Genomic DNA, 13,621 nt, shown 5'->3' with positions numbered 1-13,621 from the left:
CGGCGCAGTCTTCTTTCCCTCACCGGCGGGCGGGGAAGGGCTCCTCACTCGGCGCGCGTGAGCCGGCCCCGGCGATGAGCCATGACAAGCAGCGTGATCCCGGTGATGAGGCCGACGATGACTGTCACGAGTGATCCCTCCATGCCCATGGTCCCGCCGGTGAGGAGTTCCGGGCCGGACCATGAGGCCCGGGCGAGGCCCCTCGTGCCGTCGATGCCGGAGATGGTGGAGCCGAAGACCCCTCCCTGGACGGCGTTCCAGGCGATGTGTATCCCGATCGGCAGCCACAGGCGCCCCGTCAGGAGGTAGGCGCCGCCCAGGAGAAGACCGGCCTCCAAGGCAATCGCGATGATGCCGAGAGTGGTGGCGCCGGCGTTGAGGATATGGCTGGCGCCGAAAAGCGCGGAGATGATTCCCAGTGCCCATAGTGGGCCGACGAAGCCGGTCAGGATCCGTTGGAGCGTTCCCCGGACGAGGATCTCCTCGCCCACACCGGCGAGGATCCCGCTGCCCAGCCCGCCCAGGGCCCCGGTGTCCCAGCGGATATCGCTGGCCTGGTAGACGCCGAGAAGAGCGAGGATGCCCATGGAGATAGCGACGACCGCCGCGCCGAGTGCGAGCCCCTTGCCGATCTCGCGCAGGGCGCCGAGGGGCGCGAGCTCGGGGACGCCGTCGCGCCGGAGGCGCTGCATGGCTGCTCGATAGGCCACCAGGCAGACCAGTGCTGCAGCGATAGAGCCGGCCAGGAAGGCGACCGGGTGCGACAGGACCTCGGTGGGCGACGTGGATGAGAGCCGCCCTCCGCCGGTGGCGCCGATGCCGATCACCATGGTGAGGAGCAGCGCGATCTGGCCCAGAAGGTACGCGAGGAAGCCGAGGAGGAGCTGGAGCCCCCACAGTCGCATATCCGTTGACGAGTGCTGTCTCATCGCGCGTCTCATAGGGCCATTGTGGCCTGGGGCAAGGCGGGCGTCAGTCGTCCGTGGGGAGGAGATGCCCCGGAGGACGGGGCGCGGCGTCAGGCCTTGGCCAGGGGCGCCAGGCGCAGCATGAGGCGCTTGACGGCGCGCGCGCCGTCGATGGTGAACTCCACGCGGGCGACCTTCGATCGGCCCTGCCCCTCCAGGGCGACGACTGTGCCGACGCCGTAGGAGTCGTGGCGCACGGAGTCTCCCACGCGCAGGCCCTGGACCGCCGCGGGGAGCTCCTCCTCTCCCCCGCCGCTGGCGGCCTTCTCGCTGCCGTCGAGGCGGACCGGGGCGGATCCCTTCTTCTCAGCGGCCCGCTTGGCGGCGCGGTCCTTGGCGGTCTCCACGCGCCCGATCTTGCCGGTGCGCGCGGGGCGGGCACCGATCGGGGGCGCGAAATCGTCGTCGTCGGAGTGCCAGGAGCCCCGGGAGCGGGAACCCCTGTAGCCGCTGCCGCCGTCGCCCCAGCTGCTCCCCCAGCCGGTCCCGCCCCCGCGCAGGGCGTCCATGGAGGAGGCCAGGCGCTTCCAGTCCATGGTCTCGGGCGGGATGTCGTCGAGGAAGCGGGAGGCGGGCATGGCGCTCGTCTGCCCCCAGGCGGAGCGCACGGCGGCGCGGGTGACGTAGAGGCGCTCGCGCGCGCGGGTGAGGGCCACGTAGGCCAGGCGCCGCTCCTCGGCGAGCTCGGAGTCCTCAGCCAGCGCCCGGGAGTGCGGGAAGGTGCCGTCCTCCATACCGGTGACGAAGACGACCGGGAACTCCAGGCCCTTGGCGGTGTGGACGGTCATGAGGGTGATCTGGCCCTGCTCGGCGGCCTCGCGGGCCTGGGCGGCGGCCTCCTCGCCGGCGGCGTCCTCGGCGGAGGGGAGCTGGTCGGAGTCGGCGACGAGGCTGACGCGCTCGAGGAAGTCGGCGAGGGTGCCGTCGGGGTTCGCGGCTTGGAAGTCCGCCGCCACCGAGTGGAGCTCGGCGAGGTTCTCCACGCGGGTGGCGTCCTGCGGGTCGTCGGAGGCGCGCAGCTCGGCGAGGTAGCCGGAGGCGTCGAGGGCGGAGTCGAGGATGTCGGCGACGCCGTCGCCCGCGGCCTGCTGGTGGCGCAGGCCCTCGAGGAGCTCGTGGAAGCGGGTGACCTGTGTGCGGGCGCGGGTGGCCAGGCCCTCGACCTCCGGGGCCCCCTGTGCCTCGGCCTCGGCCTCGGTCAGGCCCGGGCGGGGCGCCCCGGCGGCGTCGGCGATGGCGTCGGAGAAGGAGACGCGGTGGCGCGCGCCGTGCTCGGCGAGCGCGGCCTCGGCCTTCTCCCCCAGGCCGCGCTTGGGGACGTTGAGGATGCGGCGCAGGGAGACGTCGTCGTCCGGGTTGTCGACCGCGCGCAGGTAGGCGATGGCGTCCTTGATCTCGCGCCGCTCGTAGAAGCGGGTGCCGCCGATGACCTTGTAGGGCTGGCCACCGCGGATGAAGACCTCCTCCAGGGCGCGGGACTGGGCGTTGGTGCGGTAGAAGATGGCGATATCGCGGGGGCGCACGCCGTGCTCATCGGCGAGGCGGTCGATCTCGGAGGAGATCCAGCGGGCCTCGTCGTGCTCGGAGTCGGCCACGTAGCCGGTGATGGGGGCGCCGGGGCCGGAGTCGGTGAAGAGGTTCTTGGGGCGGCGCCCGGTGTTGCGGGAGATGACGGCGTTGGCGGCGTCGAGGATGTTCTGGGTGGAGCGGTAGTTCTGCTCCAGCAGGATGGTGCGGGCCGAGGGGTAGTCCTGCTCGAACTCCTCGATGTTGCGGATGGTGGCGCCGCGGAAGGCGTAGATGGACTGGTCGGAGTCCCCCACCACGGTGAGCTCGGCCGGGGGCAGGGCCGAGCCCGCGCCGGAGGTGCCGGGGCCGCCGACGAGTTCGCGCACGAGGACGTACTGGGCGTGGTTGGTGTCCTGGTACTCGTCGACGAGGATGTGGCGGAAGCGGCGCCGGTACATCTCCGCCACCGCGGGCTTGTCCTGGAGGAGCTGGACCGTGCGCATGATGAGATCGTCGAAGTCCAGGGCGTTGGCGGAGGCCAGGCGTGAGGCGTAGGCGGTGTAGACCTCGGCGAGGTAGCGCTCGAAGGGGTTGGTGGTCACCGCCTTCTCCGCGTACTCGGCGGGGGTGACGAGCTCGTTCTTGAGGTCGGAGATGCGGTGGGCGAAGGTCTTGGGGGTGAAGCGCTTGGGGTCGATGCCGAGCTCGCGCACGATGAGGGTGATGAGGCGCGTGGAGTCGGCGGCGTCGTAGATGGAGAAGGTGGAGCGCAGGCCGGCGGCCTCGTGCTCGCGGCGCAGGATGCGCACGCAGGCCGAGTGGAAGGTGGAGACCCACATGCGCCCCCCGGCGGGCCCGACGAGGGACGCCACGCGCTCGCGCATCTCGGCCGCGGCCTTGTTGGTGAAGGTGATCGCCAGGATCTCCCCGGGACGAGCCCGCCCGGTGGCGCGCAGATGGGCGATGCGGTGGGTGAGGACGCGGGTCTTGCCGCTCCCGGCGCCGGCGATGATGAGCAGGGGGGCTCCGGCGTGGGTGACGGCGGCGGCCTGGGCCGGGTTGAGACCGGTGACGAGCTCCTCGGGGCGGAGAGCGCCGGGGGAGTCCCAGGCTCCGGCGCCGTGGCCGCGGGGGTCGGCAGTGGCGGTCCCCTCGGCAGCGGCGCGGGCGCGGGCAGCATTCGCCTGCGCCCGGGCGACGAGATCGGAGACCTCCGCCTGGCGCTCCTCCCAGGTGGGGGCGACGGCGTCGGCATCCTCCGGCGGCGCGCTCTCCTCGGGCTCCGGGGCGCCGTCGTCCGGGGGCTCGACGCTGGCCCAGGAGTCGTCGTCCCAGCCGGAGGCGCTGGGGGCGAGCGAGGGCAGGGCGGCCTCCGCCGGGGGGCGGGCGGCGCCCGCCCCCGAGCCCGCCGCTGCGCCGGGCATGGTCAGGCCGGAGAAGAGGGTGTTCATCGCGTTGCTCATCGTGAGCCCAAGCCTAGGCCAGGGCGCTGACATGAATCGGGCTCGCCCACTGCGACAGCCCGAGGCGGTGGCGGCGCTCGGCGCCCCGGCCCCCTCTCTCCGCTGGCAGCGACGCGGCGGGGGCGGGACCGTGGTGGTCCCGCCCAGTCGCTGTTTTCAGATGCCGCGCGAGGCGGCGCGCATGACAATGCCGGCCGTCACGAGGCCGATGGCGAGAACGCCGAGGACTGTCGAGGCGCCCGTGCGCGCCAGGGAGCCGGGCTGGGAGGCGGCGGGGGCGGCGTCGGTCTTCGGAGCGGTGACGGTGACCGTGGCAGCCTGGGTGCCGCTGGCGGAACCGCTGTCGGTATTGCTGGGGTCCGCGGCGAAAGCAGGCGAGGCCACGAGGCCGAGCGAGAGCGCGACCGCGGCGCCACCGGCGGCAAGACGGGGAAGCTCGCTCATTCGGGAACCTTCGATTCAGGGAATAGAGGTGTCGGCATCCTACGGTCGCCCACGGCCTCCCCGGACCACTCGTGCCCCCACGGCTATCATTGATGCCAATCCGTCACCCGGCGCGCGCTGCTCGCGCTCCTCCCGCGCCTGACCGAGGCATCCCGGAACTACCGCTCCTCCCAGCGGTGACCGGCTCACCCGGCGCGCGGGCAGGGAGCGCTAGTACCTCGAGGACGCGCTCGCCTCGGACTGCGCCGCCGTCCTCATCGCCCCGTTCACCCCTGACGCCCTGACCCTGCTGGATGACGGCCGCTCAGGGACGCGCCCCCCACTCGTGCTCATCGATGAGCCGGTGGCCGGGTCGTCAGTGATGAGCGTGTCCGTGGACAACCGGGGTGGCGGGCGCATGGTGGCGGAGCACTTCGCGGCGCTGGGCCGCCGACGCGCGGCGGTGCTGGGGGCGCCCGAGGGCATGCCCACCTCGTCGGCGCGGATCGAGTCCTTCGTCCAGCGCGCCACCGAGCTCGGGCTGGGCGTTCCCGCGATCGGCACCGCCGAGCGGCGCACGGGCGACGCCGTCGACCAGGCCGTGCGCATGCTGGATGCCCACCCCGGTATCGACTGCTTCTTCGCCGGCGACGACCTCCTGGCCATCCACCTGCTGGGCGCGCTGGCGCGCCGGGGGCTGAGGGTGCCCGAGGATGTGGCCGTCTGCGGTTTCGACGATATCCCCTGGGCTGCCCTGGTCTCCCCGGCGCTCACCTCCGTGGCGCAGCCCGCGCGCGAGCTCGGTCGGCGGGCGGTCGCGGCCGTCCCCGGGCTCCTGGAGGGAGAGGAGCCCGGGGATCTTGTGCTGCCCGTCGAGCTCGTGGTGCGCGAGTCGACGGCGGGCACGGGGGTCGGCCGCCAGGGACCGGGCCGGCCGTGATCTGGCCCGCCTGGGGCACCGCGGCTCAGATGTCCTGGGGCTTCCAGCTCGCCGGGGCGACGGGCATGACCTCGCGGAGCAGGGCGACTGTGGCGGCGACGCCCTCGACGGCGTCGAGCAGGACGTCCTCGTGCTCGATGGACAGCACGCCGTCGTAGCCCGCGGCGCGCAGATCGGCCAGGAAGCGCCCCCAGAACTGGCGCCCGCCGGGGCGCCCCAGGCCGAGCGTCACATAGTTCCAGGCGCGGTCGGCGGCGCGCTCGACTCCCTGGGTGTCCAGGAGGCCGTTGACGGCGGTGATCCGCTCGTTGATGCGGGCGTCCTTGGCGTGGACGTGGTGGATGGCTCCGGCCAGCGCGCTGGTCATGGCGCAGGGGTCGGCCCCCCATCCACATGGGGTGGGAGGGGTCGAGATTCGCTCCCACCGTCTTCCCCACGGCGTCCCGCAACCGAAGGAGGGTGGCCGCGTTGTAGACCAGCTGGGACCCGTGCATCTCGACGGCGAAGCGCACCCCGCGCTCCCGGCCGTACGCGGCCAGTTCCCGCCAGTAGGGGATGGCGACCTCGTTCCACTGGTAGTCCAGGATCGCCTGGGTCTCGGGCGGCCAGGATGTGGTGACCCAGTTGGGCGTGCTGTCCCCCGCCGCTCCCCCGGGCAGCCCGGACATGAGCACGACGGTTCCCACGCCCAGCATCTGCGCCAGGTCGACAGTGCGGTGGATGAGCTCATCGACCCGCTCGCCGATGACGGGGTGGAGCTGGTTGCCGTTGATGTTGAGGGCGCTGATGCGCAGCCCCCGCTCGGCGATGGCCCCGGTGAAGCGGTCGCGCGCGGCGGCGTCGGACGTCAGCCCGGCCAGGTCGAGGTGAGGAGCCGACGACCAGCCCCCGGTGGGCAGCTCGATGCTTGTGATGCCCAGGCCGGCGACGGCGTCGAGCATCTCCTCGAAGGGCAGGTGGGCGAGTGAGTCGGTGACGATCCCCAGTTCCATGTCAGGCCCTCCCGGCGAGAACGTCGTCGACCGCGGGCACGGCCACGCGGGCGCCGTCCTGCTCCATGGAGCGCACCACGGACTCGGCGAGCACGGTGGCGCGCAGGGCGTCGCGGGCGGTGGCGCCGCCCTCGGGCGGGCGGTGCTCCAGACTGGCCTCGACCCAGGCGGCGAGCTCGGCCCGGTAGGCGGCGGCGAAGCGCGGTCGCCAGTCGGCCGGGTAGGCCGAGCGCCGCGCGAGCTCGGTGGAGACGATCACCTCATCGGCCTCCACGAGCGCGGGAACGGGGGGCAGTTCGACGGAGGCGCGCTCGCAGACGAGCTCGCAGCGCACGTCGTAGCCGTACTGGGCATGGACCTGGAGCTCAACGGTGTGCAGGACTCCGGCGGCGTCGCGCAGGGCGAGGTAGCCGGGATCGAAGCGGCGCATGAAGCCGACCGTCATGAGCGGCGCGGGCAGGGCGTCATGGGCGCGCACCACCTCGACGGCCTCGGCGGCCGTGGGCACCAGCGGCTTCTCGCACAGGACGGGCAGGCCCGCTTCGAGGCAGGCGAGGGCGAGAGGGGCGTGGAAGGGGTCCGGGGCGGCGATGATGACGGCGTCGACGGCGCCCGAGGAGATCATCTCCTCGCCGTCGCCGAAGACCCGCGGGCCGCCGAGGGAGGCGGCCAGCGCCTCGGCGCGGGGGACGTCCGCGTCGGCGATGGCGGCCAGGCGGGCGCCGCGCACGCCCCGGGCGAGGTTGTGGGCATGGTCGGAGCCCATGACCCCGGTGCCGATGATGCCGATGGAGAGCTACTCGCTCATGATTCCTCCTTGAATTCCGGTGAGCGTGCGACGAGTGGCTGCGCACAGAGGCGTAAACGTTTACGCGCTTCCGCTCAAGAGGTTGATCACTCACCCTCCGCCACGTCGACCCGCCAAGCGGGCTTTCCACACGCGTCGGTCGGGAGCGTTCGCTTCACAGGTGCTTGAGGGCCTCGCGACAGCTGAGCGGGGACAGGCCGGGGTGGTCGGCGACGAAGGCGCGCACCCAGTCACCGTCGGTGCGGGCGTAGTCGCGCAGCGCCCAGCCGATGGCCTTGCGGATGAAGAACTCGCCGTCGTCGATATTCGCCTCGATGACGCTGGTCAGGAGCGCCAGGTCGGTGTCCGCCTTGTGCTGGAGCTGGCAGATGATCGAGCTGCGGCGCACCCAGAGGTCGGGGTCGACGGCCCAGGCGCGCATGCGGGCGGCCGCAGCGGGGTGGGCGCGCACCACGAGGCCGACGGCATGGGAGGTCTCATCGACGAGGTCCCACCACTGGCCCGTGCGCAGGAAGTGCTCGTAGAGGGCGAGGGATTCCATGCGGGCGGCGTGCGGGGCCGAGTGCTTGGAGCGGACGATGGCCAAGGCGGCGTTGCGCTCCTCGCGGTGGGTGGCGCCGTCCCAGAGCTCGCGCAGCGCGGCCTCCCATGTGGCGGCCTCTCTCCAGAGATCCGGATAGCCGGCGGCGAAGCTCTGGGCGATCTTGCGGGTCTTGGGCACGCCGACCCCGTGCATCGGCATCGTCGATTTGAGGTAGGCGCGTTCCTGCTCGGCGCGGGCCGGATCGCCTGCGGCGGCCAGGGCCTCGCGGAGGTCATGGATGAGTGCGCTGGCGCCCGTCTCGCCCGGTCTCAATCCTTGCTCCGAGCACATGCGGTGCGCGCCCATGGCCCGCATCGCTTCCTCAGTCTCCATTGTTTGAGCCATAGCGCTAGTGTTCCAGATCCGGCCCAACCTGGCAGCGCTCTACTCCCTCACCGCGTCTCGCGTCGAGCCGGCCCCTCACCGCCCCCGCTTGGGGCGCGCGGGGAGCGCGGCGGCAACCGCGGAGAGCAGCTCGCGCACATCGTCGGGGCTCTCGCGCAGCAGCTTCGGCGGGAGGAGCCAATGCTCCTTGGCCCCGGGGTACGGGCTGGCGGGACGGGTTAGCCGGGCCAGGAGGCGATCAGCGCTGGAGCGCTTGATATAGACGCCCCCATCCCCGACAATCCCCAGCGGCTTGTCGTCGAGGTAGACCGTCCACGCGCCGAACATGGCGCGCGCCCGGGCCTCGAGGGGCTCGAGGGCCTCAAGGAGCTCCTCGACAAGCGCCCTGTCAGCCGCCTTGGAGGCTTCCTTGGCCGCCGCCTCCGCCGCCCCGGCCCCGGAGGGGGCTCCCCCGTTCACGGCTCCGTCGCGTCCTCGGCGCTTGTCCTGCTCGGCACTCATGCCGGCCCTCCTTCCTCGCGCGCTCCTTGGCGTTCCCACAGTAGACGCGCGGAGCCGCGCGATCTTGGATGGAATGGACAGCCTCGACGTCTCCCTCGCGCGGGCAGCCGGCCCCTATGCCAGGATGATCGAGTGTTCACTGAGGCCTACCTGGGACCCGGGGCGGTGGTGTGGCGCTCCCAGAATGGAGCCCCCGCTGAGGTCCCGGCCGATGGCTGCGTCGACCTCATCGCCGATGGCGATGCCGTGTGGGTATGCGGCCCGCAGACCCGTTGGTTGCGCTCGTCCGAGACCGATGCGCAGGGGATGCTCGGGCTGAGGATGTCCGCGGGGACGGGGCTGCGCCTCTTACCAGAGTGCCTGCCAGCGCTGCGGGACCAGGTTGTCCACCTTGACTCTCTCGATTCCACGCTCTGCGGCTCCGCTCCCCTGCGCGATCTCATGCTGAGGGCGTGGGAGTCAGCGGAGCCGCGCGCCGAGCTCGCTCCCCTGACGCCATCGCTGGGAGACCCTGAGCCGTGGACGGTCCTCGTATCGAGGGCAGCGGATGCGGGCCTGGGAGCCACTGAGGTCGCTCTGCGATTGGAGTGCTCGGAGAGGACTCTGCGCCGTCGGATGCTGAGCGCCTTCGGCTATGGCTATGCGACCCTGCGGCAGATCCGGCGGGCCGAGCGCGCCCGGGCGCTCATCGCGGGCGGCATGGGGCTGGGCCGGGTGGCGGCAGACGCGGGTTACGCCGATCAGGCCCATATGTGCCGGGACTTCGCGCGCCTGGTGGGCGCGAGTCCGGCGCGGATCGCGGTTCGGCACGCTCAGAACGCGCTGCCCTCGTCCACTTCCACATGATTCCAACGTTTTCCAGAATCGATGAAGTGCTCGCAAGTCCTCGAATGCGCATCGGCGGCGCTGATGCACATGGGAGATTCTCAGCGCGTCGAGGGCCTGGAGCAGAACCTTGGAATCATGCGGCTTTCCGTCTTGGCGCGAGGCGCTGAGCGTGCCGATCCACTAGGTCTCCGCCCCGACCCCGTCCCCAAGCGTCCGGCGGGCACGAGCCCGGATCAGTGGGAGGGCAGGACGGCGAAGAGGTCGATGGCGTTGCCGTCGGGGTCCAGCACGGTGGCGTAGCGCTGGCCCCAGAAGGCGTCCCACGGCTCGACGGCCCCCTCGTAGCCAGCGGCGGTGAGCCTGGAGTAGAGGGAGTCGACCTCCTCGGGGCTCTCCTGGCGGAAGGCGAGGGCGATGCGGTGCCCGCCCTCGGCCGCGGCGTAGTCAGGGTGGAAGGAGCGGATGACATCCACTGTGTCCCAGGCGAGCGCGGTGTCGTCATCCAGGCGGGCGTCCACATGCGGCTCGGCCTCAGCCCCCTCGGGGATCGGCACACCGAGCGCGCGGTAGAAGGCGAGGGAGGCGGCCATGTCGCGGGTGACGATCCCGATGAATCCCAGTGTCAGTGCCATGGGGCGAGAGTAGCGGGAGCAGCGGACCACGCCTTGGAAGGAACGGCCGGGGTGGAGGAGGCGACACGCCTAGAACGGCAGGCCGCGGTCTCACTCGCCGTAGTGGTGGCGGCAGGCGACGACGTGAATATCGCCAGCATCGTCGACGCGGTAGACGAGCCGGTGCTCATCAGTGATGCGTCTCGACCAGTAGCCAGACAACTGGAATCTCAGGGGCTCGGGCTTGCCGATCCCATCATGCCCCGACCGCTGTATGTCGCGCAGGAGGAGATTGATGCGCTTGAGCACCTTGCGGTCGTTCGCCTGCCACCACAGGTAGTCCTCCCACGCGGAGTCGTCCCATGCGAGGCCCACGTCAGTCGTCCTCGATGAGCTCGTGGTAAGTGTCCTGGCCAGTCCGGGACCGAGCGACCGACGCGAGAAGGCGCTTGGCATTGGCAGGGTTGCGCAGCAGGTAGTCGGTCTCCTTGAGGGACTGGTACTCGGCGAGGGAGACGATGACGGCGGGCTCCCGGCCAGCGCGCGTGATGACAACCTCCTCGCAATCGTCGACGACGGAATCGAGCACCTCCGCGTAGCGGGCGCGAGACTCGGTGTAGCTCATGGTCTTCATAGCGACAGGCCTCCTAGAGCGGAAAGTACAGAAAAGTGTACGCCCCGCTGAGGCGCGCGCTCGCGGCGCAACACCCTCGAAAGACGCGAAAGAAGTCCCCGCACCACAACTACTTGTCAGTTTGGAAAGTACTTGCTACTCTCATGCCATGCGGACAACCGGCCCGCTCAGCAGATCCCCCCGGAGGCCACCATGCAGACCGCCACCCCGAACCCCAGTTGGACTACCCGCTTCGAGGGCCCAGCAGGGCGAGTGCTCATCGCCGTCGCCCTCATCTCCCTCCTCATCACCTCCATCATCGGCATGTTCCGAGAGGACCCCATGATGATCGCCATGCCCCTCATTGGCATCGTCCAGTTCCCGATGATCGCGATCATCGAGCGTCACACCCGCGCCCCCAAGGAGGAGGCATGAGCATGCGCCCCCAGCACCCCGAGGCCACTGACCCGACGCCGTCGGCGGGCATTGACGCCGAGCGCGCTCGTGAGCTCCTCGGCCAGGCGCACCAGGCCGATAGCGCCACGCGCGCAGGAGCTAGCCAGGCGCCCAGCGCGTTCCTCCTGGCCCTCGGCGCCCTGTGCTCCATGTCCGTGGTCGCCATGCACCTGCTCACCGGCACCGACCAGCACCTGGTCTGGTTGGTGATCGCGGTTTCCTTGGCCTGGATCATCATCCTCAGCGTCGCCATGTTCTCCTCCGTCCGGTACGTCAAAGCGGGCTTTGGCCGGCGCTGGGCGCGGACGATCATCGCCTGGGCCATCCTCTGGGGGATCAGCATGATCGGCATGACCAGCATCTGGAAGGGCGAGCTCTGGTTCACCCTCACCTCGATCATCGCGCTGACCGCGCTGACCACGTGGGGCGCATGGCGAGAGGCCCGCCAATGAGCGCCGAGCCGCATCCCCGCCATCAGCTCAACGAGGCGCTCATGCATCCCGTGCGCTTCTCCCTCGTGGCCTCGCTCGCGGCCGCCGAGGAGATCGACTTCCCGACCCTGCGCGACATGCTCCAGGTCTCCGACTCCGTGCTGAGCCGCCAGGGCTCGCAGCTGGAATCACTGGGGCTGGTGCGTATTCGCAAGGGCTACGTCGGCAAGCGCCCCCGCACCTGGATGTCACTGACCAAGAGCGGCCGCCAGGAATGGAACGCACACCTTGCCGCCCTGCGCGCCATCGCCGGCGAGTGAGTCCGATGACAGCCCTGGTTCAGTCCCATAGGATTCCGCCATGCTCGACCTCGACTACGCCTTCCTCGCGGACTATGCCACGATCCAGAACGGCACCCTGACTGCGGTCGGCGCATCGCTGACCAGCCTGGAGGTTGACTCGCTCCCCTCCGTGGCGATGTTCTCCATCGCGGGCCGCCTGCGCTGCGATGAGCCAACGAGGGATGCTGTCAGCATGAGCCTGCGCATCATCGCGCCAGGTGACGAAGGCGCGTCCATCGAGGCGACGAGCATCCTTGACGCCTCGGAGAGCACTCATCCCCCTTACCGAGGTCATCGCCGAGGCATCGTGTTCGCAGTGCAGGTGAGCTTGCCGCTTCTCACACCCGGCCTTTACCAGGTGGAGGTCGATCTTGAGGACACCGACGGGATCGACCGCGTGCTGCGTTTCGACGTGTCACAGCCGTCACCTGAGGACTGAAAGTGGCCATCTCCTTCGTCTGGTCCCACCATGGCTCGAGCCGAGCGCGTCAGCGCGGCATCAGCGATGAGGCCATCAGCGCCGCTCTCAACAACCCAGCCTTGACGATGCCCGGCAATGGAACAGTCACAATCATCACGTGCTTCATCAAGGGCTGAATCGCCAACGGCTGATCGGCTACTGTGGCCCCCTACCCGAGGAGACACTGAGACCATGACCAACCGGAAGATCACGGTCGATCCCGCCGTCGGCACGTGCTACATCTCCCTGTCCACCAACCCCATCGTTCAGACCGACGAGTTCTCCGACGACGTGCTCGTCGACCTTGACGAGTACGGGGTCGCTGTCGGCATCGAGATCCTGCGCATGACGGCGGTCTTCCCCTTGACCGATCTGCGCAGCAAGCTGCACATCCACTCGCGCGACGAGTCGTTCCTGGCGTCGCTCCTACCGACGCTCAGCCACTCCCTGCGCTTCACTGCCGCTTCGGCGCCCGACGCCGAGGTGAAGGCACGTACTGCGGTCGATAGAGGAATGGTCTTCGTCTGACCCAACCGCCCCTCGCGCTCTGAGACCACATCGCAACTCTCTGCGGATTCCATCCAGGTCAGGAGACAGCCTGGCTCTCACGCTACGGAGATACACTCCCACGAGTGCACGGCGGACACCCCGCCGGCCTCGCAAAGGAGCCCCGCTTCGTGACTGCTCAGGCCTCTGGCCAGCCCGACCAATTGCATAGCACTCAAACCCACGTCATGGTCGTCCCATGACGTGGGTTTTTGTATGGAAACCGGGGTGTTTTGGCTGGTTTCGGCCAGATCTGGGACCCCACGGCGAGCTGAGCGGGCCGCGACGTGAGCCGGTCGAGGGGCGACGAGGTCGGTTGTTCCGACTTCGTCGCCCCTTTCGACTTCGTCGTCGGTGGTGGGCTCTGGCCCAGCGCGTTCGGCGCCTCCTATGACCTTCGTCTCTCCCTCCGTGCCCTCCACGTCATCGGTTGCTCGCCATCTCAGGATGCTGTCGAAGGGTGGGAGGCAGGTGGCGGTGGTGGTGAGCTGGTTGGTGTCTTGGTCTGGCACGAGGTAGTGTCAAGCCCCGGGTTTTGTGGAGGCTTGTTTGTCTGGTTCCGGCTAGCGCGGGTTGGCGCTGTCCGGGGTCTGGTGGCGCCGCCTCGGCGAGTCCGGCGCCGGCGTCGGTGTCGGTGGTGGGGGCCTGGAGGGCCCAGGCGGCCTCGTGCTCAACGGGCGTCTGCATGGAGATCGCCCAGTGGGGCCGGGCCGTGTTGTACCAGTGCACCCACCGCGCGGTGGCGATCTCGACGTCCTGAAGGTCCCTGAACAGCCCATGGGGCCTGACCAGCTCGGCCTTGT

18 protein-coding genes and 2 pseudogenes are annotated in these 13,621 nt (G+C 70.3%); 8 read left to right on the top strand and 12 right to left on the bottom strand.

From position 1 onward, the window contains the following. Nucleotides 1–44: 44 nt before the first annotated feature. The 3 genes from A1QA_RS0112275 to A1QA_RS0112265 all read right to left on the bottom strand — a co-directional run bounded on the left by A1QA_RS0112275 (nucleotide 45) and on the right by A1QA_RS0112265 (nucleotide 4,384). Nucleotides 45–941 (bottom strand): CPBP family intramembrane glutamic endopeptidase, encoded by an 897-nt coding sequence (locus tag A1QA_RS0112275; protein WP_154652406.1) that lies wholly within the window; start codon nucleotides 939–941, stop codon nucleotides 45–47. A 77-nt stretch (nucleotides 942–1,018) separates the two neighbouring features. Then, nucleotides 1,019–3,940, bottom strand: a complete 2,922-nt coding sequence (locus tag A1QA_RS0112270) for a UvrD-helicase domain-containing protein (RefSeq protein WP_244266156.1) — start codon at nucleotides 3,938–3,940, stop codon at nucleotides 1,019–1,021. 156 nt (nucleotides 3,941–4,096) lie between these two features. Further along, nucleotides 4,097–4,384 carry a hypothetical protein gene (locus A1QA_RS0112265; RefSeq protein ID WP_017179203.1) on the bottom strand — a complete coding sequence of 96 codons (288 nt, stop codon included), beginning with the start codon at nucleotides 4,382–4,384 and terminating at the stop codon, nucleotides 4,097–4,099. A gap of 229 nt (nucleotides 4,385–4,613) precedes the next feature. Between A1QA_RS0112265 and A1QA_RS14735 the strand changes: the two are divergent. Continuing rightward, nucleotides 4,614–5,303, top strand: a pseudogene (locus A1QA_RS14735) (LacI family DNA-binding transcriptional regulator); the annotation flags it as partial. A gap of 25 nt (nucleotides 5,304–5,328) precedes the next feature. Here the strand turns inward: A1QA_RS14735 and A1QA_RS16355 are convergent. From A1QA_RS16355 to A1QA_RS14725, 5 genes and pseudogenes are all read right to left on the bottom strand, one after another. Further along, the gene (locus A1QA_RS16355) at nucleotides 5,329–5,670 is read right to left on the bottom strand and encodes a hypothetical protein (RefSeq protein ID WP_017179201.1); all 342 of its coding nucleotides are present in this window, start codon (nucleotides 5,668–5,670) and stop codon (nucleotides 5,329–5,331) included. A 70-nt stretch (nucleotides 5,671–5,740) separates the two neighbouring features. After that, a pseudogene (locus A1QA_RS16840) lies at nucleotides 5,741–6,244 on the bottom strand (sugar phosphate isomerase/epimerase family protein); the annotation flags it as partial. Nucleotides 6,245–6,296: 52 nt separating this feature from the next. Next, the gene (locus A1QA_RS0112245; RefSeq protein ID WP_279625153.1) at nucleotides 6,297–7,076 is read right to left on the bottom strand and encodes a Gfo/Idh/MocA family protein; all 780 of its coding nucleotides are present in this window, start codon (nucleotides 7,074–7,076) and stop codon (nucleotides 6,297–6,299) included. Between the two features lie 181 nt (nucleotides 7,077–7,257). After that, complete coding sequence (locus A1QA_RS0112235) at nucleotides 7,258–8,019, bottom strand: DNA alkylation repair protein (RefSeq protein ID WP_244266154.1); 762 nt, start codon at nucleotides 8,017–8,019, stop codon at nucleotides 7,258–7,260. Between the two features lie 87 nt (nucleotides 8,020–8,106). Beyond that, nucleotides 8,107–8,532 carry a hypothetical protein gene (locus tag A1QA_RS14725; RefSeq protein ID WP_017179197.1) on the bottom strand — a complete coding sequence of 142 codons (426 nt, stop codon included), beginning with the start codon at nucleotides 8,530–8,532 and terminating at the stop codon, nucleotides 8,107–8,109. A 132-nt stretch (nucleotides 8,533–8,664) separates the two neighbouring features. On the opposite strand from A1QA_RS14725, the gene A1QA_RS0112225 reads away from it, so the two are divergent. Continuing rightward, on the top strand, nucleotides 8,665–9,378 hold the full coding sequence (locus A1QA_RS0112225) for a helix-turn-helix transcriptional regulator (protein ID WP_017179196.1): 714 nt from the start codon (nucleotides 8,665–8,667) through the stop codon (nucleotides 9,376–9,378). Between the two features lie 215 nt (nucleotides 9,379–9,593). Here the strand turns inward: A1QA_RS0112225 and A1QA_RS0112220 are convergent, their stop codons facing one another. From A1QA_RS0112220 to A1QA_RS0112210, 3 genes are all read right to left on the bottom strand, one after another. Then, nucleotides 9,594–9,992, bottom strand: coding sequence for a VOC family protein (locus tag A1QA_RS0112220; RefSeq protein ID WP_017179195.1), 399 nt, complete (start codon nucleotides 9,990–9,992; stop codon nucleotides 9,594–9,596). Nucleotides 9,993–10,082: 90 nt separating this feature from the next. Further along, nucleotides 10,083–10,346, bottom strand: coding sequence for a Txe/YoeB family addiction module toxin (locus tag A1QA_RS0112215; protein ID WP_017179194.1), 264 nt, complete (start codon nucleotides 10,344–10,346; stop codon nucleotides 10,083–10,085). A 1-nt stretch (nucleotide 10,347) separates the two neighbouring features. Beyond that, nucleotides 10,348–10,605: a type II toxin-antitoxin system Phd/YefM family antitoxin gene (locus A1QA_RS0112210; RefSeq protein WP_017179193.1), complete on the bottom strand. Its 258-nt coding sequence runs from the start codon at nucleotides 10,603–10,605 to the stop codon at nucleotides 10,348–10,350. A gap of 192 nt (nucleotides 10,606–10,797) precedes the next feature. Here A1QA_RS0112210 and A1QA_RS16085 point away from each other — a divergent pair, with 192 nt between their 5' ends. The 6 genes from A1QA_RS16085 to A1QA_RS14720 are packed head-to-tail and all read left to right on the top strand — an operon-like array spanning nucleotide 10,798 to nucleotide 12,800. Beyond that, complete coding sequence (locus tag A1QA_RS16085) at nucleotides 10,798–11,019, top strand: hypothetical protein (protein ID WP_154652405.1); 222 nt, start codon at nucleotides 10,798–10,800, stop codon at nucleotides 11,017–11,019. Then, nucleotides 11,016–11,492, top strand: a complete 477-nt coding sequence (locus A1QA_RS0112200) for a hypothetical protein (RefSeq protein ID WP_017179191.1) — start codon at nucleotides 11,016–11,018, stop codon at nucleotides 11,490–11,492. The genes A1QA_RS16085 and A1QA_RS0112200 overlap by 4 nt, the downstream gene beginning before the upstream one ends. Next, nucleotides 11,489–11,791, top strand: a complete 303-nt coding sequence (locus A1QA_RS0112195) for a winged helix-turn-helix domain-containing protein (RefSeq protein ID WP_017179190.1) — start codon at nucleotides 11,489–11,491, stop codon at nucleotides 11,789–11,791. The genes A1QA_RS0112200 and A1QA_RS0112195 overlap by 4 nt, the downstream gene beginning before the upstream one ends. A gap of 40 nt (nucleotides 11,792–11,831) precedes the next feature. Beyond that, nucleotides 11,832–12,251 (top strand): DUF6941 family protein, encoded by a 420-nt coding sequence (locus tag A1QA_RS0112190; protein WP_017179189.1) that lies wholly within the window; start codon nucleotides 11,832–11,834, stop codon nucleotides 12,249–12,251. Between the two features lie 2 nt (nucleotides 12,252–12,253). Continuing rightward, the gene (locus tag A1QA_RS16245; protein ID WP_017179188.1) at nucleotides 12,254–12,409 is read left to right on the top strand and encodes a hypothetical protein; all 156 of its coding nucleotides are present in this window, start codon (nucleotides 12,254–12,256) and stop codon (nucleotides 12,407–12,409) included. Between the two features lie 55 nt (nucleotides 12,410–12,464). Next, nucleotides 12,465–12,800, top strand: a complete 336-nt coding sequence (locus A1QA_RS14720) for a DUF2283 domain-containing protein (protein WP_017179187.1) — start codon at nucleotides 12,465–12,467, stop codon at nucleotides 12,798–12,800. Nucleotides 12,801–13,241: 441 nt separating this feature from the next. Here A1QA_RS14720 and A1QA_RS15605 read toward each other — a convergent pair. Then, a partial coding sequence (locus A1QA_RS15605) for an integrase core domain-containing protein (RefSeq protein ID WP_154652427.1) occupies nucleotides 13,242–13,621 on the bottom strand: 380 nt, incomplete at its 5' end.

It is taken from the genome of Actinomyces timonensis DSM 23838 (genome assembly GCF_000295095.1).
Lineage (GTDB): Bacteria > Actinomycetota > Actinomycetes > Actinomycetales > Actinomycetaceae > Actinomyces > Actinomyces timonensis.
Note: the sequence above shows the minus strand (reverse complement) of the source record. Positions and strands in the feature narration are given on the sequence as shown.

Bases quoted from the DNA above. Each gene is read 5' to 3' on its own strand.
- A1QA_RS16085 (WP_154652405.1), top strand. From the start codon at position 10,798: ATGCAGACCGCCACCCCGAACCCCAGTTGGACTACCCGCTTCGAGGGC.
- A1QA_RS0112270 (WP_244266156.1), bottom strand. From the start codon at position 3,940: ATGAGCAACGCGATGAACACCCTCTTCTCCGGCCTGACCATGCCCGGC.
- A1QA_RS16355 (WP_017179201.1), bottom strand. From the start codon at position 5,670: ATGACCAGCGCGCTGGCCGGAGCCATCCACCACGTCCACGCCAAGGAC.
- A1QA_RS0112200 (WP_017179191.1), top strand. From the start codon at position 11,016: ATGAGCATGCGCCCCCAGCACCCCGAGGCCACTGACCCGACGCCGTCG.
- A1QA_RS0112190 (WP_017179189.1), top strand. From the start codon at position 11,832: ATGCTCGACCTCGACTACGCCTTCCTCGCGGACTATGCCACGATCCAG.
- A1QA_RS0112195 (WP_017179190.1), top strand. From the start codon at position 11,489: ATGAGCGCCGAGCCGCATCCCCGCCATCAGCTCAACGAGGCGCTCATG.
- A1QA_RS14720 (WP_017179187.1), top strand. From the start codon at position 12,465: ATGACCAACCGGAAGATCACGGTCGATCCCGCCGTCGGCACGTGCTAC.
- A1QA_RS0112235 (WP_244266154.1), bottom strand. From the start codon at position 8,019: ATGGAGACTGAGGAAGCGATGCGGGCCATGGGCGCGCACCGCATGTGC.
- A1QA_RS0112275 (WP_154652406.1), bottom strand. From the start codon at position 941: ATGAGACGCGCGATGAGACAGCACTCGTCAACGGATATGCGACTGTGG.
- A1QA_RS14725 (WP_017179197.1), bottom strand. From the start codon at position 8,532: ATGAGTGCCGAGCAGGACAAGCGCCGAGGACGCGACGGAGCCGTGAAC.
- A1QA_RS0112210 (WP_017179193.1), bottom strand. From the start codon at position 10,605: ATGAAGACCATGAGCTACACCGAGTCTCGCGCCCGCTACGCGGAGGTG.
- A1QA_RS0112220 (WP_017179195.1), bottom strand. From the start codon at position 9,992: ATGGCACTGACACTGGGATTCATCGGGATCGTCACCCGCGACATGGCC.
- A1QA_RS0112265 (WP_017179203.1), bottom strand. From the start codon at position 4,384: ATGAGCGAGCTTCCCCGTCTTGCCGCCGGTGGCGCCGCGGTCGCGCTC.